Annotated in this window: 16 protein-coding genes; 6 read left to right on the forward strand and 10 right to left on the reverse strand. The window is 40.4% G+C overall.

The window, feature by feature from the left end; translation table 11 throughout:
- The first annotated feature begins 22 nt into the window (after positions 1 to 22).
- The 4 genes from EKM98_RS00380 (at position 23) to EKM98_RS00395 (ending at position 3,660) form a co-directional block, all read left to right on the forward strand.
- Complete coding sequence (locus EKM98_RS00380) at positions 23 to 940, forward strand: metal ABC transporter solute-binding protein (protein ID WP_125979654.1); 918 nt, start codon at positions 23 to 25, stop codon at positions 938 to 940.
- Positions 912 to 1,607 carry a metal ABC transporter ATP-binding protein gene (locus EKM98_RS00385; protein WP_125979656.1) on the forward strand — a complete coding sequence of 232 codons (696 nt, stop codon included), beginning with the start codon at positions 912 to 914 and terminating at the stop codon, positions 1,605 to 1,607. Before EKM98_RS00380 ends, EKM98_RS00385 begins: the two co-directional genes overlap by 29 nt.
- Positions 1,600 to 2,391 (forward strand): metal ABC transporter permease, encoded by a 792-nt coding sequence (locus EKM98_RS00390; RefSeq protein ID WP_100070559.1) that lies wholly within the window; start codon positions 1,600 to 1,602, stop codon positions 2,389 to 2,391. The genes EKM98_RS00385 and EKM98_RS00390 overlap by 8 nt, the downstream gene beginning before the upstream one ends.
- Positions 2,392 to 2,469: 78 nt before the next feature.
- Positions 2,470 to 3,660 (forward strand): multidrug effflux MFS transporter, encoded by a 1,191-nt coding sequence (locus tag EKM98_RS00395; RefSeq protein ID WP_125979658.1) that lies wholly within the window; start codon positions 2,470 to 2,472, stop codon positions 3,658 to 3,660.
- Between the two features lie 191 nt (positions 3,661 to 3,851).
- On the opposite strand, the gene EKM98_RS00400 is transcribed toward EKM98_RS00395, so the two are convergent.
- The 3 genes from EKM98_RS00400 to EKM98_RS00410 form a co-directional block, all read right to left on the reverse strand.
- Positions 3,852 to 4,232, reverse strand: coding sequence for a YueI family protein (locus tag EKM98_RS00400; RefSeq protein ID WP_125979660.1), 381 nt, complete (start codon positions 4,230 to 4,232; stop codon positions 3,852 to 3,854).
- 168 nt (positions 4,233 to 4,400) lie between these two features.
- Positions 4,401 to 8,372 carry an MMPL family transporter gene (locus tag EKM98_RS00405; RefSeq protein ID WP_125979662.1) on the reverse strand — a complete coding sequence of 1,324 codons (3,972 nt, stop codon included), beginning with the start codon at positions 8,370 to 8,372 and terminating at the stop codon, positions 4,401 to 4,403.
- Positions 8,373 to 8,400: 28 nt separating this feature from the next.
- Positions 8,401 to 9,018 carry a TetR/AcrR family transcriptional regulator gene (locus tag EKM98_RS00410; RefSeq protein ID WP_125979663.1) on the reverse strand — a complete coding sequence of 206 codons (618 nt, stop codon included), beginning with the start codon at positions 9,016 to 9,018 and terminating at the stop codon, positions 8,401 to 8,403.
- Positions 9,019 to 9,677: 659 nt separating this feature from the next.
- Here EKM98_RS00410 and hflX point away from each other — a divergent pair.
- Positions 9,678 to 10,955 carry a GTPase HflX gene (hflX, locus tag EKM98_RS00415; protein ID WP_125979665.1) on the forward strand — a complete coding sequence of 426 codons (1,278 nt, stop codon included), beginning with the start codon at positions 9,678 to 9,680 and terminating at the stop codon, positions 10,953 to 10,955.
- A 409-nt stretch (positions 10,956 to 11,364) separates the two neighbouring features.
- On the opposite strand, the gene EKM98_RS00420 is transcribed toward hflX, so the two are convergent.
- From EKM98_RS00420 to EKM98_RS00435, 4 genes are all read right to left on the reverse strand, one after another.
- A complete protein-coding gene (locus EKM98_RS00420; protein ID WP_125979667.1) occupies positions 11,365 to 11,889 on the reverse strand; it encodes a shikimate kinase in 525 nt (174 codons plus the stop codon).
- Between the two features lie 15 nt (positions 11,890 to 11,904).
- Positions 11,905 to 13,002 (reverse strand): prephenate dehydrogenase, encoded by a 1,098-nt coding sequence (locus EKM98_RS00425; RefSeq protein ID WP_125979668.1) that lies wholly within the window; start codon positions 13,000 to 13,002, stop codon positions 11,905 to 11,907.
- A gap of 475 nt (positions 13,003 to 13,477) precedes the next feature.
- The gene (locus EKM98_RS00430; RefSeq protein WP_404802931.1) at positions 13,478 to 16,255 is read right to left on the reverse strand and encodes a cation-translocating P-type ATPase; all 2,778 of its coding nucleotides are present in this window, start codon (positions 16,253 to 16,255) and stop codon (positions 13,478 to 13,480) included.
- A gap of 533 nt (positions 16,256 to 16,788) precedes the next feature.
- Positions 16,789 to 17,130, reverse strand: a complete 342-nt coding sequence (locus EKM98_RS00435) for a hypothetical protein (protein WP_125979670.1) — start codon at positions 17,128 to 17,130, stop codon at positions 16,789 to 16,791.
- A gap of 222 nt (positions 17,131 to 17,352) precedes the next feature.
- On the opposite strand from EKM98_RS00435, the gene EKM98_RS00440 reads away from it, so the two are divergent.
- Positions 17,353 to 17,634 (forward strand): hypothetical protein, encoded by a 282-nt coding sequence (locus EKM98_RS00440; RefSeq protein WP_125979672.1) that lies wholly within the window; start codon positions 17,353 to 17,355, stop codon positions 17,632 to 17,634.
- A 131-nt stretch (positions 17,635 to 17,765) separates the two neighbouring features.
- On the opposite strand, the gene EKM98_RS00445 is transcribed toward EKM98_RS00440, so the two are convergent.
- The 3 genes from EKM98_RS00445 to guaB all read right to left on the reverse strand — a co-directional run bounded on the left by EKM98_RS00445 (position 17,766) and on the right by guaB (position 21,617).
- On the reverse strand, positions 17,766 to 18,641 hold the full coding sequence (locus EKM98_RS00445; RefSeq protein WP_225418495.1) for a YihY/virulence factor BrkB family protein: 876 nt from the start codon (positions 18,639 to 18,641) through the stop codon (positions 17,766 to 17,768).
- A gap of 191 nt (positions 18,642 to 18,832) precedes the next feature.
- Complete coding sequence (locus EKM98_RS00450) at positions 18,833 to 19,861, reverse strand: SMI1/KNR4 family protein (protein WP_125979673.1); 1,029 nt, start codon at positions 19,859 to 19,861, stop codon at positions 18,833 to 18,835.
- Positions 19,862 to 20,129: 268 nt separating this feature from the next.
- Entirely contained in the window at positions 20,130 to 21,617 is a 1,488-nt protein-coding gene (gene guaB / locus EKM98_RS00455; protein WP_125979675.1) for an IMP dehydrogenase, read from the reverse strand.
- Between the last annotated feature and the right edge of the window lie 37 nt (positions 21,618 to 21,654).

The raw sequence follows: 21,654 nt of genomic DNA on the forward strand, positions 1-21,654 counted from the left end.
TTTTTCGGAGGCTCTTATTCAAATGAAGAAACGAAATTTAGGCTTATTATTTTTAATAATCGCACTTTTCTTAACCGGCTGTCAGGCAACTCAGCCAGTTAAACAAAAGGGGATCACTGTGATTAGTTCACTTGATTTTTATGGCGAAATTGCAAAGGCAGTCCTCGGTAATCATGGTCACGTACAATCAATTATTACAAATCCAGCGATTGATCCTCATGACTTTGAACCGACAACACAAACAGCTAAAGACGTTGCTAAGGGCCAAATCATTCTATCAAATGGACTTGGCTATGACAGTTGGATGCAAAAACTTGTTGAGGCCAACAACCAAAAAGGAGTAACCGATCTCCGTGTTGGCGAGGATATCATGAAAAAACAGGACGGCGATAATGAACATCTCTGGTATAATAAAAAAACGGTACCCAAATTGGCCAATCGTTTAGCCGATTTATACGCAAAACGAGATCCAAAGCATAAAGCGGCTTACCATAAAAACGCTAAACAGTACATAAAATCATTGGCAACCCTTGATCGTAAAATTACGACAATTCGCCAACACAGTAACGGTGAAAAAGTAGATGTTAGCGAGCCAGTGTTTGACTACGCATTAGCCGAAACGGGCTACAAAATTAATAATACTCATTTCGCCAAATCAGTAGAGGATGGCACTGATCCTTCGCCGGCGGATATAAAGGCCATGCAAGCAGATATTAAGGGCCATAAAATCGCTTTTTTTGTTGAAAATACACAAGCAAATGACAAAATTATTAATAACCTTGTTAAGTTAGCTAAGGACAATAACGTCCCTGTTTTAAAAGTCACTGAAACTTTGCCTAAGGGACTGACTTATAAAGAATGGATGCTAAAGCAGTACAACCAACTTGAAACTATTCAAAAGGGGCTAAACAATGACCGATCCAATTCTACGCGTAAATAACTTAAAAGTAACTTTTCCCAATCACCGTGTCTTTGAAAATTTAAACTTTAGTCTTCATAAAGGTGAATTTTTAAGTGTTGTTGGTGAAAATGGTGTTGGTAAAACGACTTTAATTCGAACAATCTTGCAACAGCTAAAACCTGCTGCCGGTAACGTGCAGTTCTTTCCTAATCGCAAAGCAGTCACGTTTGGTTACGTTCCGCAGTTTCGCAACATTGATGAGGAATACCCCTTATCAATTCGCGATTTCATCAGCCTTAACTTAAGTGGTATTAAGTTGCCGTGGTTATCCCGTAAGGAACGGCAGCAAGTTGACCAGATTATTGCACAAACTAATCTCCAAAAAATCCAGAATCGGCCATTAGGAATGGCTTCTGGCGGTGAAAAGCAAAAGGCCTATCTTGCTCAGGCCTTAGTTGAACAACCTAATCTGTTAATCTTGGATGAATCAACGGCTAGTTTAGATAACGTTATGAAATATGAATTGTTGGACCTGGTTAAACATTTCAACCAAGTAACGCAACTAAGTGTTATCTTTGTTACCCATGATTTACCATTAGCACAAAAATACGCGGATAATTTTTTACTTTTACGGCCAACTAGTTTTAAGTACGGTCCGATTAGCGAATTAAGTGAGGCTGATGTCAAGGAGGTCAGTGATGTTTAGTTTAGAATTTATGCGTAATGCCTTTGTTGCCAGTACTTTTATCGCGATCATTAGTGGCATTATTGGCGTCTTCGTCAGCGCACGAAATATGTCTTTTTTAACCCATACTTTATCCGAAATTGGTTTTTCCGGTGCAGCATTTGGTGTCTTCATGAGCTGGCCACCGCTAAATGGTATGCTTTTATTTACCATGGTTAGTTCGGTCATTGTAGGCCAACTAAGTGTTAAACAGGCCCGCCGTGAAGCATCAATTAGCGCGATTTCAAGCCTTTTCTTAGGCCTTGGTATTTTATTTCTTTCCTTATCCAATAAAAATGCTAGCTATGCCACCAATATTTTATTCGGCAGTATCATTGGTATTAATCACACAAACGTGATTCAAGTAATCGAGTTATCAGCCCTAGTCTTAATTATTATTGCCTTTGTTTACCGCGATTTAAAGTTTGATTCTTTTGACGCAATTGGCGCTCAGGTTAAGGGACTTTGGACCAACGCTTTATCAATTATTTTTCTAGTCCTACTAGCACTTTCTGTCAGTGTTGCTGCCCAAATCGTCGGCTCACTTCTAATCTTTGTTTTATTAACCTTACCAGCCGCCAGTGCAAAATACTTTGTGCACACGGTTAGCGGAATGATGGTTGTCGCTATCCTAATGGCTCTAGTCGGCGTTTGGGGCGGCCTTTGCCTCGGTTACATTACTAACTGGCCAGTAAGTTTCTTCATTGCTTCGATTGAATGCTTGTTTTATTTTGCGGCTCTGGGTTATAATCGTTTGCGCCAGTAAATATTGGCCAAGCTAGAGTGTGTGCTTAGCCTCAAAATTTAAGCGCTGGTCAGTCTGCTTCAACTTGGAGGCAATAAAATGTCGAAACGTCGGGAAATTTGGTTAATCGTTTTATTGGGAACTTTGAGCGCTTTTGGACCCTTGTCCATGGATATGTACTTACCATCGTTACCCGAATTACAGCAACAATTACACACTACCACGTCATTAACCCAGTTATCAATCACTACTTGTTTAATCGGTTTAGCCATTGGGCAGATTTTTATCGGCCCTTACAGTGACAAGGTTGGCCGTAAAAAACCAACTTTAATGGGCCTCATTTTTTTCACGTTGGCCTCACTCTTGGCCAGTCTTGCAACTAATATTTGGTGGCTAATCATTCTGCGTTTTATTCAAGGTTTGGCCGGCTCTGCGGGTTTAGTCACCTCCCGGGCAATTGCCAGCGATCTTTTTTCCGGAAAGAAACTGACTAAATTTTACGCACTGCTTATGGCAGTTAACGGTATTTTCCCGGTGATTGCCCCGATTATTGGCGGTTTTGTTTTAACGTTCACCAATTGGCGGGGTATTTTTTACATCTTAACGGCCATTGGGATTGGACTTTTTTTTCTCGTATTATTTGGCCTGCAAGAAACATTACCCGCACCAACTGCTAACGAACAAACTAAAACTGGTCTCGTCTTAAAACAACTTCTGCACGATAAAATATTCATGGGTTACACGTTAGTTAATGGACTCGTTTCTGGCGGCCTATTTGCTTATATATCCGGTTCTAGTTTTATGCTCCAAAATATTTTTGGACTTTCATCACAAGGCTTTAGCCTACTTTACGCGCTAAATGGCCTCGGTATCGTCGTAATGTCCCAGCTTGCTGGTAGTTTAGCAACTCGTTATGATGAACGTCACGTACTAAAAGGTGGCGTTTTGGTCGCATTATTAGGCGCCATTTTATTATTTATAACGCTATTTTTGCCCCACCACTTAAGTTATGTCGTTGCACCATTATTCTTGATCGTCTCAATGGTTGGTATTGTCAGCACAGTTGCCTCATCACTAGCAATGCAACATGAGAAAAAGAATTCCGGTAGCGCCTCGGCCGTATTAGGGCTTAGTCAGAATTTAATTGGCGGCCTACTATCCCCCTTTGTCGGTATCATGGGAAGAGATACTTATTTACCAATGGCGGCCTTAATTTTAATGTGTGAAGTTGCAGCCCTCATGACTTATCAGCTAACTATCGGAAAAACGGACCACCCAACTACTAAATAATCAGAGATTCAACAATAATTTCAAATAAAAACAGGAGTGTGACAAAAGTCGGTTTTGGGTTCACTGCGTAACGTAAGCCCAGACTTTTGACGCACGTTCTAGATCAATGCTCGGAAACAAACAGGAGGTTAGGACTTTTGTCCCAGCCTCCTGTTTTTATTTAAGCATTACTCTAGAACTCACTCCGCTGACTACAGCACCACTGGCCGCTTAATCTTGCCATCAGGAGAAGCAATCACTAGACCAAAATCATGATCCGTTACCTCACGCTGAACGCGAACACCCATTTGTGCTAAGATCGTGAACGGATAATCCAATTCGACTGCTAGCCGCATATAGCGGTTAATCAACGTTTTCCCCATTCGTCCGTTGAGATATATTCGGTACTGCGGATAACGCGTGAGTACTGTTTTAATAACGGACTCGGCCTTGGGCGTGCGCAATTGACCAACTGTCACCGCCATCGCTACTCGTTCACGAAAGTTACCCAGAAAGACTCGCTTTTCATCTGGCTTTAACTGCGGTGTTCCAAACAAATGTGTCCTAAGGTATTCTTGCATTTCGTTAGCCATTTTTATTCACCTAACCTGTCTCTTACTACTGTTTAAACTTTCAGGTAATTTTCCAACTAAGCGTAGCACGAAAACAAACTTTTAGCACTCAATTAATCAACCTAAATTCTACTGAAAAATACAAAAAGGTACTAGACCATGTAAAAATGATCTAGTACCTTTTCTATACTATTTACGCTTCTTTTCATTTTCATTCAATTTATCCGAAATTGGGTAAGTCAAACGAATTAAACTTGAAATAACGACTGGAATCATGAACACCAAGATGACGAGTCCAATGATAACGGCCAGCGCAACCTGAATTAAGGTTAGGACACCAGATGGCATTAAGGCCGCAAACGTACCACTCAAGATAATTGCAGCCGATAAGACAACTGCTCCAATAATCCCGGAGGCCGAAACAATTCGCGTACTTGGTGTACCACCCTCAAGTCCAAATTCACGGTACTTCATCATTAAGAAGATACTGTAGTCAACACCTAAAGCGATTAACATAACAAAGGAGAAGAATGGTGTGTTCCAAGTCAACATACTCTGACCTAAGAATACCCTGCTAACCCAACGTGTGATGCCTAAGGAAGTAACATAGGCTAACAGTAACGTGCCCAAGATGTAGAACGGTTGTAAAACAGAGCGCGTAATGAACATCAAGGCTATCAGAATACCGCCTAACATAATCGCCGCCGTCCGAACAAAGTCCTGACTAGCAATCTTATGCGTATCTGAAGTTACGGCAGTTTGCCCGCCAATTGCAACTTTGGCATTTGCTAACGGTGTTCCTTTCAATTCATTTTGAACTTCTGTTTGCAAACGATCGATCCGTGCCATTGAAGTTGCTGAGCTTGGATTAGTGTTCAAAACAATTGTAAACTTAGTTGCCTTATTATCCTCAGACATATAAGTGTTAATTGATTGCTTAAACGTCTTCCCCTTCAAAGCACTCTTTGGAATGTAGAACGTTTTAGCAGCTTCTGACTTTTGCAAACCAGTCAAATAACTATCCGCCGAACCGACACCCTTATTAATGGTGTGGATACCATTACCGGCAGTCACTAAGCCATCATGTAAGGTTTGCATTTGTCCAACTAAGCCCTGCAACGTCGTATACATCGTCTTTTGTCCATTATTTACTTGGATTAAGCCTGCCGTTAATTGCGGTGCATTTTGACCTAATTGATTTGCCCCACTAGCTAACTGACTAGCGCCAGACTGCAGTGTGCTTGAATTACCCGTTAACTGCTGGGCACCGCTATTTAATTGACTGATACCATTAGTCAACTGTGGTACTTGACCATTTAATTGTCCTAAACCACCAGCCAACTGATTAGCGCCGCTAGTCAAAGCAGCCGAATTAGCAGTTAACTGATTAGCACCTGTTGCTGCCTGGTTGACAGCGCCAGTGTATTGCTGCAAACCAGAAGATAACTGACTAACTTGACTTAACATCGTAGAATTACCAATCGTTGCCGCGATGGTATTGGCATTAGTTACATTGACACCAGAACCATTAACACCATTGTTAAGCTGATTAGCAATTTGTTGCGAACTCTGGGCCGCTGTTTCTAATTGGCCAAGTCCATTAGTCAATTCTGTCATTTGACCTGATAAACCTTGTAGGCTTGCTGCCGAAGGAATTTTATTAGTTTCATTTAATAAGTTTTGCGCATCAGTGGTCATCTTAGTTAACCCTGAAAGTGAGTTATTTAATTGATTTAAAGTATCCGCGTCAGGCATTGATTTGGTCAAATTAGATAACGAATCCAGACTGGAATTAAGTTGACTTAATGTCGACATTTCTTTACCAACAGATTGAACTGTTGTCACGTTTTTACCGGCTGATGATTCAATTTGGCCTAATTTAGCCTGGTCATCACTGGACAATTTTGTTTTATCAATTGAACCGGCTAAGCTAGCAATCGTGCCGTCGTTTTGACCAACTGCATTTAACTGGCCACTAACTTGCGTTTGTAGACTACCTAATTGATTAGCACTTTGTTGCAACGCCGTAATTTGTTGTTGGGCGCTTTGCATTGATTTAATCATTGGCTGTAACTGATTTAGGGTTCCTTCCAACTGCTTTAACTGATTTAATTCAGTTTGAACAGTGGCCGCTTGACTCTTAATCGTGCCAAGACTGTTGGCAGCCGTTGATAATTGCTGTAATTGACCCTGTTGTTGCCCAAGTGTGTCATTGATATCCTTTATACCCGAATAAACACCATTATTGTACGCAGTTAATCCAGCGACAGCTTGTGGTAATTGCTGTGTTTGATTAACTAATTGCGTAACGCCGGAATTAACCGTACCCGATGAAGAGGATAACTGGTTCAAGCCATTACTTAGTGTTCCAACGCCAGTCGTATACTGGCCTAGGCCACCGTCTAGCGTATAAGCACCACTAGTTAATTGACTAACACCACCTGCCAGGGTACCTGTACTGCTATTTAGCTGCGAAATGCCACTGCCTAGTGCCGCAACACCAGTTGTATACTGGCCGATACCGCCACTCAAGGTATTGGCCCCTGTAGCAAGTTGACCCGCGCCGCTAGCTAATTGTTGACTGCCATCGGTTAGCTTACCCGTGCCATCAATTAATTGCTGAACGCTAGATAATCCGCTAGACATGTTGCTAGAGCCGAGTTGATCACTGGCCGAAGTAAGGCCTTTGTTGATCTTAGTTAGACCCTTACCGGCGGATTTCATACCCTTAGTAACTGTTCCAACCTGATTATCAACGTATAATTCATTAATCGCTGAACCACCTGGTTGCGTGACGGAAGCTACGGTTTTAACGCCTTTAGCCTTCTGCAACTTTTTGGTTACTTGATCGATTAATTTAAGTGACTGTTCATTATTTAATTTTTTGTCTGATTTAATGTACAGTGTTGAAGGCTCCGCGGTTCCCTTTGAAAAATGATCCTGAACAACGTGGAAACCTTCTTTTGCTGGTAAACTATCGCTTAATTCATCTAAGTTATCGTAATCTAAATGATTATTGTAAGTAAACAAAAACGGTAACGTAATCACTAAAACAATTCCCAAAGCAATAAATGGGTGTAAAACGGAACGGCTGGATAAACCGTGCCAAAGCTTACTGGTACTATGACCATCAAAGTTTTTAGTTGGCCAAAACATCCGCTTGCCAAGAACTGACATAAAGAATGGGTTTAACGTCAATAAAACTGCGAGTAAGACTGCAACCCCAATCGCAACACCCACTGCTGACTGATAAATTGAAAATTTAGCTAAGCCTAACGCTGTAAATCCAATTAAAACGGAAGTTCCACTAAATAAGATTGTCCGTCCAGCCACTTTTCGGGCGGCCATCGTCGCTTTTTCATTGGAAACGCCACGACTGAGTTCTTCCTTAAACTGATCGAACAGTAGAATGTTATAATCCGTTCCAATTCCGAAAAGTACAACCACCATGAAAACTTCAGTGAAGTTAGATAGCGGAAAGTTGAAACGAGAAACTAAGTTCATCACAATACTTAAAGACGTAATAAATGACACACAAACCGTTAATAATGAAATCAACGGAACAACTGGTGAGCGGAAAACAATGACTAAAACAATGAAAATAAAGATTGCCGCAATCACTTCGGTCTTTTTAAGACCTTCTTCAGTAGCCTGCGTAAAGTCATCATTTAAAATATCACTGCCCGTAACGTAGCTTTTAACCCCTGGCGTTTTGGCACCTTTAGTGATCTTTGCGTTCATATTACGAACGGTTGCTTTCTTTGAGACCATAAACTGAACTAATTCAGTAGATTTATCTTTTGAAATCAACTGTTTTTTTGCTTCGGCATTATCACTTGCGGCAGTTACTGCCTTAATGCCATAGTGTTTTTTATTATCACGGAAATTCTTAATGGTTTGGTCAATGTTATCTTTCTGATTGGCCGTTAATTTCTTATTACCATTATTAAAAACAACAACTACCTGCCGGGTATTTCCTTGTCCCCGCCCCCAATGATTCTGAATCACATTGGCAACTTGACTCTGTGCAGAAGCCGGAATTTTAGTTTGACCCTTATCCCGCACTAGCTGTGAAGTGTTCGGCAAGGCTACAATTGCAATAATGACAATAACTATCCAAGCAATCAGTGCACCAATATGCCGATCAACAAATCGTTTCATCTTACAAGTCATCTCTTTCTACCCAAATTTATTTCTTTGCAAATGCATCCCAGCAGCTTTCCTGCAGTTCAGCAAAGATTTTTTCTAGATCTACATTTTTGAGTTGGCGGGTACTCAACAAAAACTCAATTGTGAAGATTAGTGAACCATACAAAATTGAAATTAAAACATCAGGATCACTTTTTTTAAATGTACCATCGGCCTGCCCATCTAAAATAAATTGACGAACAAACTGAGCCAAGTCCTCCCTAGCAGTAACACTCGTTTGATCCAGCGCGTCATTAAAAACGTGGTTGTTAATGAAGTAAACTTCTTGGACATGGTGGCGAATGAGGCGAATGCCAGTTTTATAAATGGCGTCAAAGCGCATTTTGGTCGTACCAGTAACCGGATAATATTTCCGCAAAGCCAACGTTAAAGTTGTAATAATGCTTTGGTACAATTCATTAAAAATTGCATTTTTACTTTTGAAGTAACGATAAATCGTCCCAACACCAACATCCGCCGCCGTCGCAATTTCAGGGACAGTTGTGACTTCATATCCCTTTTTGGCAAATAATGCTAATGCCCTTTTTAAAATCAAACGGCGTTTTTCAAGCGGTTTTGCCGTCACAACTTCACCTTCTTCAGAGTTTTTGTTTTTCACCTAACTGTCTTTCCAACTAAAAACAACGTAAATTGATTAGAAAATCACTTATGTAAGTAACAATTTTAGCAATCGGAATCCGTTTAGGAATGAACGTTCATTCCGTTATTTACAAAAGTATATCCTACTCGCATTTTTTAGAATGTCAAGGATAAAATATGTCCATAATGGCGTTTTCATTCCGACAATTTTAATTATCACTAATGAAGCGACTTCAAAAGTATGATTTAAGCGCGCTTAATGTTGCGCTTAATCATTGCCAGACGCTTAATTGGCAAACAATCGGCAACATGGTACAATTCAGTTGTTAGTAAATCGGCTAAAAATAACGACAGTAATCGTGCCAGTTATTTTTTAAAGGAGTATCCCAACCATGAAATATAGTGCATTTTATATTAAGTAACCTCTCTAGTATGTGTTTGAAAACCACCTTCATTAAAGTTGTTCTGCCCATTTTGGCCAAACATGCTCTTAAAGATGGGATTCTCTGCTTTTTCAAACACTCCCTAAACGTAAATTTTGCTTAGACAATTAAGCAGCAAATTACTTATGACTTTTTAATTGAACTTATTATTAAGTTCGGCCATTTTAAATTAAGTCACGCTTTAATTTGTGGGTAATGAGATTTCGAATAATAAGAAATTTCAGGAAGGAATTTTATGCAAGAAATGAATTTGACCAAAGTCATTGTTGGCGGTGTTAGCCAACAACAAGATAGTTTTGATTACGACATGACGGAACTCACGGAATTGGCCAAGGCTAACAACATGACCGTTGTTGCCACGGTTAACCAAAATCTTGATAAACCAATTGCCGCAACGTATTTTGGTATTGGTAAAATTGATGAAATCCGCCAGCTTGCTGAAGAAAATGAGGCGACTGTTCTCGTACTAAATGATGAGCTAACCCCTTCACAGATCCGTAATTTAGAAAAGGGATTAGGCAAGCTAATTCTCATGGATCGAACGCGGCTAATTTTGGCTATTTTCGCCAATCGAGCAAAATCTAAAGAGGCCAAAATGCAGGTTCAAATCGCTCGTCTACGCTACGAGTTACCTCGCTTACGAGCTGGTGAACAAGCCAATCTCATGCAGCAAGGCGGTGGCCCAGGCTTTGCTAATCGTGGTAGTGGTGAAACTAAGCTGGAATTAAATCAACGAACAATTAAGAATCAAATTACGCACCTCAATCACGAATTAAAAACAATGGAAACCGCGCAACAAACAATGCGCAAACAGCGGGATAAAACAACGATTCCAACGGTGGCACTTGTTGGCTACACTAACGCTGGTAAGTCAACTACCTTAAATGGATTACTTCGCTTATTTGACGAACAAGAAACCAAACAAGTTTTTGAAAAAGATATGCTTTTTGCTACCTTGGACACCAGTGTTCGTGAAATCAATCTGCCAGACAAAAAGAAGTTTCTTTTGAGCGATACAGTTGGTTTCATTAACAAATTACCAACTCAATTAATTAAAGCTTTTCGCTCAACGTTGGCTGAGGCTGCCCAGGCTGACTTGCTCATTCAAGTTATCGATTTTTCTGATCCGCACTATGAAGAAATGATCAAAGTGACTGAAAAGACCTTGAATGAAATGGGGGTCACGGATATTCCAATGATCTACGCCTACAATAAGGCCGATCTACGAAAAGATACGCGCTATCCACTGCAAAATGGTGAGCATAACCTAGTTTACGCAGCAAATGATCCGGCTTCCTTAAAATTACTGACTAAGATGATTACCGCCACCCTCTTTGCTGATATGCAGCAAGTCACGTTCTTAATTCCATTTGCTGCTGGTAAATGGGTTGACTACCTTAATGAAAATACTAGTATCGTTGAACAAACCTACACTGAAACGGGTACAAAAATTAAGGCCAACGTTCTACCAATTGACCATGAACGTCTATCGCGGTTTGAAATTACCGACTAGTACTACTATATTTAAAAAATTCAAAAAACAAGCGACTAGGACAAAAATCCTAGCCGCTTGCTTTTCTCTGGGCGTTATTCTAGAACACGCGCCAAATTCGGCTTTTGTCCTAGCCTCTCATTGTTTCTGAACGTTACTCTAGAACGTGCGCCAAAAGTCTGGGTTCACGTGCCTAACGGAAGTGTTTGAAAAAACGATTAGATTCTGAGGATTAGCCTAAACAGACGAATTACCTTTGAAAAAGGTGATTTGGCTGTTGTAGCTAACCGCAGGAATCTGTTTTTTCAAACACGACTACAGCCAATTCAATAACCATAGTACGGTTATTGAATTGGCTTACGTTACGCAGTAAACCCAAAAGCGACTTTTGTCCCACTTCCCCTCCTTTTTATGTTACCGATAAAATCACTTATTCCACTGCCGATTTCTGCGCAAGGAAGGTTTCAATCTTTTCACTAACTTCTTCAGGTGTAAGCTCATCAGTTAGTATTGTTAAATCAGAAACGCTTTCATACAATGGTTCACGTTTTTTCCATAACGCGGTCAATCCAGCTGGCCCCAGTTGCCCCACAAGCGGGCGAACGGCTGCATCTTCACCGGTTAGTCGCTCAAGAATTACAGTTGGCAAAGTCTTAAGAAAAATAATCGGAATCTCAGTTGCTTCCAGAACAGCCCGATTGGTCTCAGATTCAATCACACCGCCTCCAGTTGATAAAACGCCGTTACGTTTAAATGCCGTTTTTAAGACCGTCGTTTCCAACTGACGAAAAGCAGCTTCACCATCTTCGGCAAAGACTTGCTTAATTGATTTGCCAGCGGTCGAAACAATCTCATCATCTAAATCAATCTGCCGCTGTTGTGTATTATTTGCTAAAACATTGCCCACCGTTGTTTTCCCCGTACCCATGAAACCAATTAAAATTGCTGTTAACATTGTTGTCGCTCCCCTTTACGCTCGGACTTCCGCAATCGAAATTGCCGCCAAGATTGTTGTCGCTTTTTCTTTTGCCGCTTCACTAGCAAAGGTTAATTGTAAGATACCATTAATCTCTTCACGTGTTTCCAAAATTTGTAAATTAACTAATTGTAGTCCACCTGCCGCTAACTGCCCAGTTACTTGCGCAATGGCACCTGCACGATCAGGAATATTAACAAATAAGTCGTAAAAACCTGGAATTGCTCCTGCCCTTTGTGGTGTTATTGAATCACGTGTCACTTTTGCCGTTTGAAAATAGGCCAATAGGGCTGCCTTGTCTTGAACTGCGATTGCTTGCTCTAATTGCTTTAGCCGCTTTATGTAATCGGCCAATAAACCACGCACGGTTTGATCGTTTGTCAGTAAGATATCAGCCCACATCTCAGGATCCGACGAAGCAATTCGCGTCATATCCTTAAAACCACCAGCTGCTAAGCGTAAGGCCGTCGGTGAATCCTTAAACTGACTAGTTGTTTCGTTAACCAAAGTTGCCGCCAACATATGCGGTAAATGGCTCAGCACTCCAACAACATGATCGTGTTCAACCGGTGTGATTTGAAGAAATTTAGCGTGTGTCGGTGCCAATATTTCCTTTAACTGCTGCAGTGGTGCTTCAAGATTTGCACGCGCTGGAACTAAGAAATAATACGCGCTACGGAATAGATCCCGGTCGGCCGCCCTAACACCAGATTTATGTGAACCAGCCATTGGGTGCCCGCCGATCACAGTCACTCCTTGCTCACAAAGGACCTGCGCCGCCAGGATAACTTGCCGCTTAGTACTACCTGTATCTGTAATAATGACCCCTGGCTTTAATTGACACTTGGCCAAAGTTTTAAATGCGGCTTCAATTGCGGTTACTGGAGTGGCCAAAATAATAATATCGGCACGTGGCGCTACTAAGGCTAAATCCGTTCCAATTTCATCAATCACGCCGGTATTTTTTGCGTAGGTTAGGCTTGCCTGATTTTTATCCAAACCGATCAGATAGGCCCCCGCCACCCCTTCTTTAATGTTTAACGCAAGCGAACCGCCGATAAGTCCTAAACCACTAATAACGATCGTTACCACAATTGTCACCCCTTTCAATAGCCAAATTGCCCACTTGAATAGTTTAAAAAGATCCTAATTAATTACCAAACCACTATTTAAACTAAAAAACGTCCCCATTATCAATTACGATAACAGGGACGCCTTTGCGTGGTACCACCCAATTTCAACAAAATAACTTGCTGCACTCAAAATATTAATGACTAAAAGCCAATTGATTCTGAACGTATAATTCGCAAAGTTATCCTGCTTGACTTGCACCATTCGTCAATTCTCTAAACACCGAGATAAATTGCTACTAACCTAATCACGTTCACATCAGATATTATTAAATTATGATGAGAATAGCATAGATTAAGGTAACCGTCAATTATTTTCTGTAAGTTAGAACAAAATCGTATCCGTTTAACAATTAATTAAAGCAATAGCAATTCATAATTTTAAAATTGACCAAACGTAAAAACTAGGGGTAGCTAAGCCGGTTTGACGTTTTAAATCATGCTCTGGCCTTTCGGCGGCGTACCACCCATTTACGAATTTCCTCAATCAAGATTAACGGTATTGGAATGATGACCAAGAAAACCCATTCATGTAATTGCAACGGTGCTGTATTAAAAACACCTTGTAAAAATGGTACGTAAATTAAGCAAGCTAATAGAACAATCTCAAAAACAATCCCAAAAAGTACCCGGTGATTACTAAAGATTCCAACCTTAAAGACTGATTCATTAATCGTTCGACAATTAATTGCCGCCGCGATTTGGCAGAAAACAATTGCCGCTAACGTCATGGTAGTCGCTTCTTGATAAACAACACCGTGAGTTGCTAAATTGGTCAGACCATAGCCATAGGCAAAATTAACGTATAGGTAAGCACCGAAAGAAATAATTGCGGCAACTAAACCATACCAGAAGAACGCCTTAAAGATAATTCCTTTGTTAAGCAGCTTCTCATTTTGCGAACGGGGCGGCTGATCCATTATACCAGCTTCGGCCTGTTCAGTACCAAGACCTAGCGCCGGTAACATGTCAGTACCTAAATCGACGGACAAAATCTGCATAACCGTTAATGGTAGTGGAATTGCACCTCGCGAAAATAGAAAAACGGCGGAGGGTGTTGCTTCTGGCATATTGCTATTTAAAATATACAATAAAAATTTCTTAATATTATTGAAGACTGTCCGTCCTTCTTCAATCGCACGGACAATCGATGCAAAATTATCATCAGTTAGAATCATATCTGCTGCTTCTTTAGCAACGTCAGTGCCAGTCACACCCATTGCAATCCCGATATCGGCCTTCTTTAGGGCTGGTGCATCGTTAACACCATCACCAGTTACGGCAACAATTTTCTGCATTGTTTGCAACATTGAAACTACCCGGAACTTTTGTTCAGGTGCCATTCGGGCAAAAATAATCTGACCACTTAAAGCTGCTTTTAATTCTTGATCGGTCATCGTCTTTAACTCTTGGCCAGTCACAACGCGGACATCATCCCCTTGGACAATGCCAATCTTTTGAGCAATGCTCTTGGCAGTTAATCCATAATCACCTGTAACCATGATAATTTGAATATTTGCCCGGTGACACTCTTCAACGGCCGCCTTAACCTCTGGTCGTGGTGGATCAAGCATCACGGTCAAGCCAACAAAAGTTAAATCTTTTTCAACAGTTTCAATCGTGGCAGCATCTAAATCTTGATCGGCAGGTAAATCACTATAAGCAATTGCTAGAACACGTAAACCTTCTTTAGCATAATTGTCATTTGCCTGCATAATTCTTTCACGATCTTCTGCTGTTAATGGAACAACCTTTCCGTTAACTTGCATTTTCTTACATAAAGCAACAACCTCGTTAGGTGCCCCCTTTGTGTAAGTCAAATTCTGAGCACCATTACTATGAATGGTCGTCATTCGTTTTCGAACCGAATCAAACGGTAATTCTTTTATTCGTGGTGTTTTTTTGGCCTCCATCGTCAGGTCCAGTCCCGCTTTTTCAGCAACGACCGTCAAACAAGCCTCTGTAGGGTCCCCTAAAACAATATAATTATCGTTTTTTGGTGACGGTGGCACTACACGCGCATTACTTGCTAGAGCCGCACCACGTAAAAGTTGCTGTGCATCTGGATCTTTTGTCACATCAAATTGTGCATCCGACTTAGAAATAATCTTACCTTTTGGTGCGTACCCAAGTCCGGTAACTTCCAGTTCTTCTTTAGGCAGCCACAAATGACTAACCGTCATCTGATTTTGCGTTAGCGTACCAGTTTTATCTGAACAAATTACCGATGTCTCACCCAATGTTTCAACACTAGACAATTGCTTAACCAACGCGTGCTTTTTGGCCATTCGATTAACCGCCATTGCTAGCGACAGCGTCACAGTAGGCAGCAATCCTTCAGGAATAAACGCAACGATCATTCCCAGTGCAAATATAAATGCTTGTGCCCACGGATAATGAACAAAAAAGACGGCCGCGATGAAGAAAAAGACCCCTAATGAAATTGCAATAAGTGAAATTTGGCGCGTTAAACGGTCTAGTTCTTTTTCCAACGGGCTTTCAACATTACCCACCGACTGAGTTAAGCGGGCAATTTTACCAAAATCAGATTTCATCCCAGTGGAAAGAACCACGGCCGTGGCACTTCCGCTAGAGACTGAAGTCCCGGCAAAAATCATATTACTTAATTCTGCGTGACCAACATTTAATTTACTAACGGAAGCAGCGCGCTTCGAAACGGCCGCCGATTCACCTGTCAAAGTTGATTGGTCAACTTTCATATTAGTTGTTTGAATTAAGCGCGCGTCGGCGGAGATATTATCCCCCTCTTCAACGTAGATCGTATCGCCAGGAACCAAATCTTCCGCCAAAATTTCGCTTTGTTTGCCATCACGCAAAACACGAGCGTGCGCTGGTAGCATTTGGCTTAATGCTTCTGTTGCTTTTCCAGCCTGAAATTCTTGCCAAAAGCTAAAAACGCCATTAATTACATTAACTAACCAAATAGCAATCCCAAGCTCAAGCATATGGGCAATAATCGCAATTAGGCCGCCTACCCATAACAAGATGGCCATTACACTAGTAAAATTACTTAAAAAAGTTTTTATCAGTGGTTCTTTCGCGGATTTTTCAATTAGATTTTTACCGTATTTTTGTTGTCGCTTAGCCGCTGCTGCAGTAGTTAAACCGGCCTGATCAACACCAAGTTTTTTATAAACAGCACTAGGCTCAACAGCTGCCAATTGATTCATTGTATCTGGCGCTGTCGTTTTAATCTCTTTTGCCATATTTCCCAGATCCCTCTATTACGAACGCCTTTAAAAATTTTATTCACACACGCTCTTAATTAAACACCAAAAAAGCCATATCGAAACAGAAAGTATTCTCCAAAACACCAACTACTGAAACACATTTTTACTAAACTGCTAGAAAAAAGCGGTTCAAAATAGTTTGAAATACAATCTAATCAAAATGAACTATTTGTCATTAATATAGCGCTTTTGTAGAACAAGTCAATCTCTTCTTAAACGTTCCTGTGAACCCGGTTGAACTGAAAGATTGGATAGTTAAAAAATGCCAATTAGTCAGTTGATTTTAAGCCACCTTAAAGACCGTTTTAAAGAAGTATTCGAATTTTGAACAATAATTCTGAAAAGGTTCTCAAGTCTCTAGCATCGACCAACTATTTGCATAGCAGAGGATCTTGTGGTCATAATCAAACACAAAAATTAGTTTTCCAAGTACAACTTAGTCCACAATTTAAAAATTAATACAGCTAACCACTCACGATTTCTGAGCAAGTGGGTAACTATTTGGTCTTTTTATCCTGCTTATTTGCTTCACTAATCGTCATCGAAATTGTTTTAGCTTTATCGCTAACGATTAAGATCGTTCCCTTGCCCAGAAAATCTTTGTTACCCGAATAATCTAGCTTGACTTCTTCGGCTAATCCAGCGTTATTTTGTAAGATAAGAATGTAGATAGTTGTCGCATCAAAATCATCACTGAAGGCAACGGCCAGAGGAGATTGCACTAACTTCTTTTGTTTACGAAAGTCACTTAACGTATTCCAAATTAAATTGATAACTTCTTTAGGTAATAATTCTTCTACTTCTTTTGCTGTCCGGTGCTTTTTTGTTGGTTCAAACATAGTAATCTCCTTTTTTACTTCATTAATAATATCGTTACCTTAACATAATTTAATGCCGGAACAAAATTACCGCCTAACAAGACTAGATTGAAAAATTTGTTTTTAATCTAATCTTGTTAATAAAGCTTGACTCTTAAATTAATTCTTAAATTTTAAGTAAAATGCTCGTCTAAAGTGATTGATAAGGGTTACAATGGTATTAAAGAAAGCGAGGTCTTGATAATGATGACGCAATGTACAAGTTTGGTGACTGGCGGCTTTGGACATATGATGGATAATGGTACGGGCGCTTTTGGCTGGCTCACACTTTTGGTAGTGCTAGGCGTCATCATCACTGTCATCGCCTTCAATCGTAGACGTGAAACTGTTCGGCAAGAAATTCATCAAGAACGACCAACAACGGCCCGTGAAATCCTTGAGCAGGAATTTGCTGCTGGCCATATTTCGCAGCAAGAATATTTTCAGCGCTTAGAAGTTTTACAAGAAACGCAAAAGCGCTACTAGAATAGCTTAATTATCGATTATTAATAAAACTATTTTTTCAAGTGTTCTGTCACTAAATTGACTTGAACGTATTTAAAAAGATAGTTTCTGCGGTACACTCTAGTTTTTTGATCAAAAAAAGATTCAAGCCATTAAGCTGATGGCTTAGAATCTTTTTTTTGTTGCCTATTTTCAATGAAATCACGTACCTTTCCCTTACTGGGTTTGATTTCACCATAAAAATATTCTTCAGTTAGACGGTTAACAAACGAACTAAGTAGTAAAATCTGTGCAATAAAATCTAACCAAAACATCAGAATAATAAAGGCCCCAATTGCACCATAACTAGTGACTGAACTGGCAAAGTAACGCACGTAAATAGCAAAAAATTGCGCCAAAATTAGCCAGCCGGCCGCAGTCAAAATTGCACCTGGCAAAATACAGCGAAAATGTAATTTAGCATTGGGTATCATGTATAAAAGTAGCATCAATAGAATTAATAACATTATTCCTGCTACTGGCAACCTTAACTGGGCAAAGAGCTGCAGAATCACTGGTGGTAACTGTAGGCGCGGGACTATATAATTTAAAATATCTTGACCAAACCCAAAGGCCAAAACAAGTGCCATCATGACCAAAATAAAAACCAACGTCAACAAAACGGAAATTATTCGACTGATTAAAGCATTTTGCGGAGTTTTAATTCCGTAAACATCGTTAACGCTTTTTCGTAAATTAACGATTCCTTTACTGGCAGACCAAAGTGTAACCAATGCACCAATCGACAGCAGACCACCGTTACCATTTGTCAAAAAGGATTTAATTAGGGGTAATAGATTGTGATAGATGCTAGTGGGCACCAACACCTTGATGTACTTCAACACATCATCAACTTTAAGATTAAGTAAAGGTAATAAATTACCTAAAAAAATCATTAGTGGAAAAATAGATAGTAAAGCATAGTAAGCAACAACAACAGCATTACGACTGATGTTAGCCGCCTGATATTGCTCAATTACTGGTTGCAACTTAGTTTGCCAACGTTTAATTTTTTTCTTGTTAATAGCACTCGCCTCCCGTCCACTTCAGTATACCAAGTGGCAGTTAACAGCGGTAGCTATAACCTTGGGCTAACCACAGTCGCTGTAGATAAACACATAAAAAAGCAGCCTCAATAAAAATTAAGCACACTTTTACTGTTGCTGCTCTTATATTAAAATTATTTACCCAACATTTGCGTTAATAGATCATTGAAATCAATCGCCACTTGCCGCAGTTCCGGACCAGAACCGGCAACAATAATTGGTTCACCGGCAATCTCTTCACGATAATCATATGCCAGGAACCCTTGTTCACTGGCCGCAAAGACTAATAAGCGTGGGGCAGTTACCTCGGGTAATAAACTATTTGCCACTGCCTTGTTTAAATAAGCGAGATCGGCCGCTGGATTTGCACTTTTTCCGGCAAAGAAATAGCCGAACGCATCAATTGCGCCGAATTTAGTCAAAAATTGCTGGTAGCTTTGCGGTAAGCTATGCGGTAAATTTTGGTTTAGATCCATTAATAAAGCAGCAGTAACTGGCGACTGAGGTAGTTGTGTGATTTTTCCTTGAGTAAGCCTCTGTTGTATCTGTTGGGCAATTATTTCCCAGGAAATACCTTTTTTATTTTTCCTTTTATCCATAATTTTGGCACTAGTTTTATTAGGGACCGTTACAGCTGCTGACTCAGATTTAGTGTTTGGTACCTGATTGGCCGGTTTATTTACTGCCCTTTCAGCCACTAGATTAGATGTTTTGGGATTTGCGCTGGAAGCCACTTTAGGACTGGTAACTAAATCCGCCGCTTGCCCCGCCGTTTTTAATAACGTTGCTGTAGCAGTTGGCTTCGCATCGGCAATTGACGTAGTCACTTTTTGTTCTTCTTTTATTACTTTTGGGGCTGTTTTAACTGATTCCGAAACTTCTTTCCCAGATTCTTGAGTTACTTGGGTGGGGGTTTTTGTATCCGCTATAGGTACCTTTGAATTTACTCTATCGGTAGCTAAACTAGTGTTTGTTGTGTTGTGTGAGTCTACTGGCTGGCTAGACTCATCCTCATCTGACAGCAACGCAAGATTCTTTGCCATCGCCTGTTGTTGTTCTTCAACCTGTGCTTTAGCTTTGGCCTGTTGCTTGTGTTCACTAACCTGCTGCAAATGTTTTAATTTATTTTTTAATAATTTTTGTCGATTGGGTCGTTTTGCCAATAGGCTCACCTTCTTCTATTTATTTATTTTTTTACATACTTGAAAAACACCCTAGTGCCATTCATTTTTTCTCTATAATAAGAATTGTCATCTAAAGTGTACATTTTTGCTACAAAAATGTACATTCCTGATCAATTATAGTTTTTTCAATCGCTGAATTTCTATACCATTTAATTCAAAAAAGGCCGGGACAAAAGTCCTAGCCTCTTACTATTTTCGAATATTATTCTAGAGTGTGCGTGTCACACTCCCTTAACTATTATGTCAATTATTGAACTGAATAATTCGGCGCCTCTTTAGTAATTTGAACATCATGGGGGTGTGATTCCCGTAAACCAGCACCAGAGATTCGAACAAATTGGGCGTCATCAGCCAAATGCTGTAAATTGGCCGCACCAACGTAGCCCATCCCAGCACGTAAGCCACCAACCATTTGGTAAACGATATCGGCCAAACTACCTTTATAGGCAACCCGACCCTCAATACCCTCAGGGACTAACTTATTGGCTTCATTAACATCCCCTTGGAAATAGCGATCAGATGACCCATGAGTACTGTCCATCGCGGCCATACTACCCATGCCACGATATGTTTTAAAGCGGCGACCTTGATAAATTTCAAATTCGCCGGGCGCTTCATCGGTGCCGGCTAACATTGAACCTAACATAACCGCATTACCGCCTGCCGCCAAGGCCTTAACGATGTCACCGGAATATTTAATTCCACCATCCGCGATGATCGTCTTTCCATACTCACGAGCAACACTTGCGGCATCATAAATGGCAGTTAATTGTGGAACACCGACACCAGCAACGATTCGTGTTGTACAAATCGATCCTGGGCCAATTCCAACTTTAACGACATCGACACCAACGTCATAAAGTGCTCGTGTTGCTTCTGCAGTGGCAACATTTCCAGCAATCAAAGTTACATCAGAAAATTGTTCACGAATCTCTTTAATCTTACGAATAACACCAGCAGAATGACCGTGGGCTGTATCAATGATAATCGCATCAACCCCTGCATCTAATAAGGCCTGAGCACGGTCAAAGGTATCACTAGTTACACCAACTGCTGCAGCGACTAGCAAACGACCTTGTTTATCCTTTGCTGCGTTAGGAAACTCCACTACTTTTTCAATATCTTTAATCGTAATCAAACCACTTAGACGACCATCTTCATCAACTAATGGTAATTTTTCAACTTTATGTTCTTGTAAAATTTGTTCCGCCGCATCTAATGGCGTTCCTTCTGGTGCGGTCACTAACTGTTGCTTAGTCATAACACTGTCGATCCTGCCAGTATAATCCGTCACAAAACGAATATCGCGGAAGGTGATAATACCAACTAAATGCCGAGCTTCCATCGAATCCACAATCGGTACACCACTAATATGGTAACGCTTCATTAGGTTCTCAGCCTCTTGAATGGGTCGATCCGGCGTTAAGAAAAATGGATCAACAATAACGCCACTTTCTGAGCGCTTAACCTTACGAACTTCGTCAGCCTGACGCTCAATCGACATATTTTTATGAATAACCCCAAGTCCACCTTGACGTGCCATGGCAATTGCCATTTTAGATTCTGTAACAGTATCCATACTGGCACTCATAATTGGTACATTAAGCTTCAAATTTTTTGCTAATTGAACGCTCACATCAACATCATGTGGTAACACGTGACTTTCAGCTGGAATTAATAATACATCATCAAATGTGTAGCCCTGTTTAGCAAACTTTGTGTCCCAATTAGACATAACGGTTATCCACTCCTTATAATTTTATTACCGACTA

This window comes from Loigolactobacillus iwatensis (assembly GCF_003950295.1).
GTDB lineage: Bacteria > Bacillota > Bacilli > Lactobacillales > Lactobacillaceae > Loigolactobacillus > Loigolactobacillus iwatensis.

Excerpts from the sequence above, each read along its gene's own strand:
- EKM98_RS00385 (WP_125979656.1), top strand. The coding sequence starts at position 912 with ATGACCGATCCAATTCTACGCGTAAATAACTTAAAAGTAACTTTTCCC.
- EKM98_RS00440 (WP_125979672.1), top strand. The coding sequence starts at position 17,353 with ATGATGACGCAATGTACAAGTTTGGTGACTGGCGGCTTTGGACATATG.
- EKM98_RS00405 (WP_125979662.1), bottom strand. The coding sequence starts at position 8,372 with ATGAAACGATTTGTTGATCGGCATATTGGTGCACTGATTGCTTGGATA.
- EKM98_RS00400 (WP_125979660.1), bottom strand. The coding sequence starts at position 4,232 with ATGGCTAACGAAATGCAAGAATACCTTAGGACACATTTGTTTGGAACA.
- EKM98_RS00435 (WP_125979670.1), bottom strand. The coding sequence starts at position 17,130 with ATGTTTGAACCAACAAAAAAGCACCGGACAGCAAAAGAAGTAGAAGAA.
- EKM98_RS00380 (WP_125979654.1), top strand. The coding sequence starts at position 23 with ATGAAGAAACGAAATTTAGGCTTATTATTTTTAATAATCGCACTTTTC.
- EKM98_RS00390 (WP_100070559.1), top strand. The coding sequence starts at position 1,600 with ATGTTTAGTTTAGAATTTATGCGTAATGCCTTTGTTGCCAGTACTTTT.
- hflX (WP_125979665.1), top strand. The coding sequence starts at position 9,678 with ATGCAAGAAATGAATTTGACCAAAGTCATTGTTGGCGGTGTTAGCCAA.
- EKM98_RS00395 (WP_125979658.1), top strand. The coding sequence starts at position 2,470 with ATGTCGAAACGTCGGGAAATTTGGTTAATCGTTTTATTGGGAACTTTG.
- guaB (WP_125979675.1), bottom strand. The coding sequence starts at position 21,617 with ATGTCTAATTGGGACACAAAGTTTGCTAAACAGGGCTACACATTTGAT.
- EKM98_RS00420 (WP_125979667.1), bottom strand. The coding sequence starts at position 11,889 with ATGTTAACAGCAATTTTAATTGGTTTCATGGGTACGGGGAAAACAACG.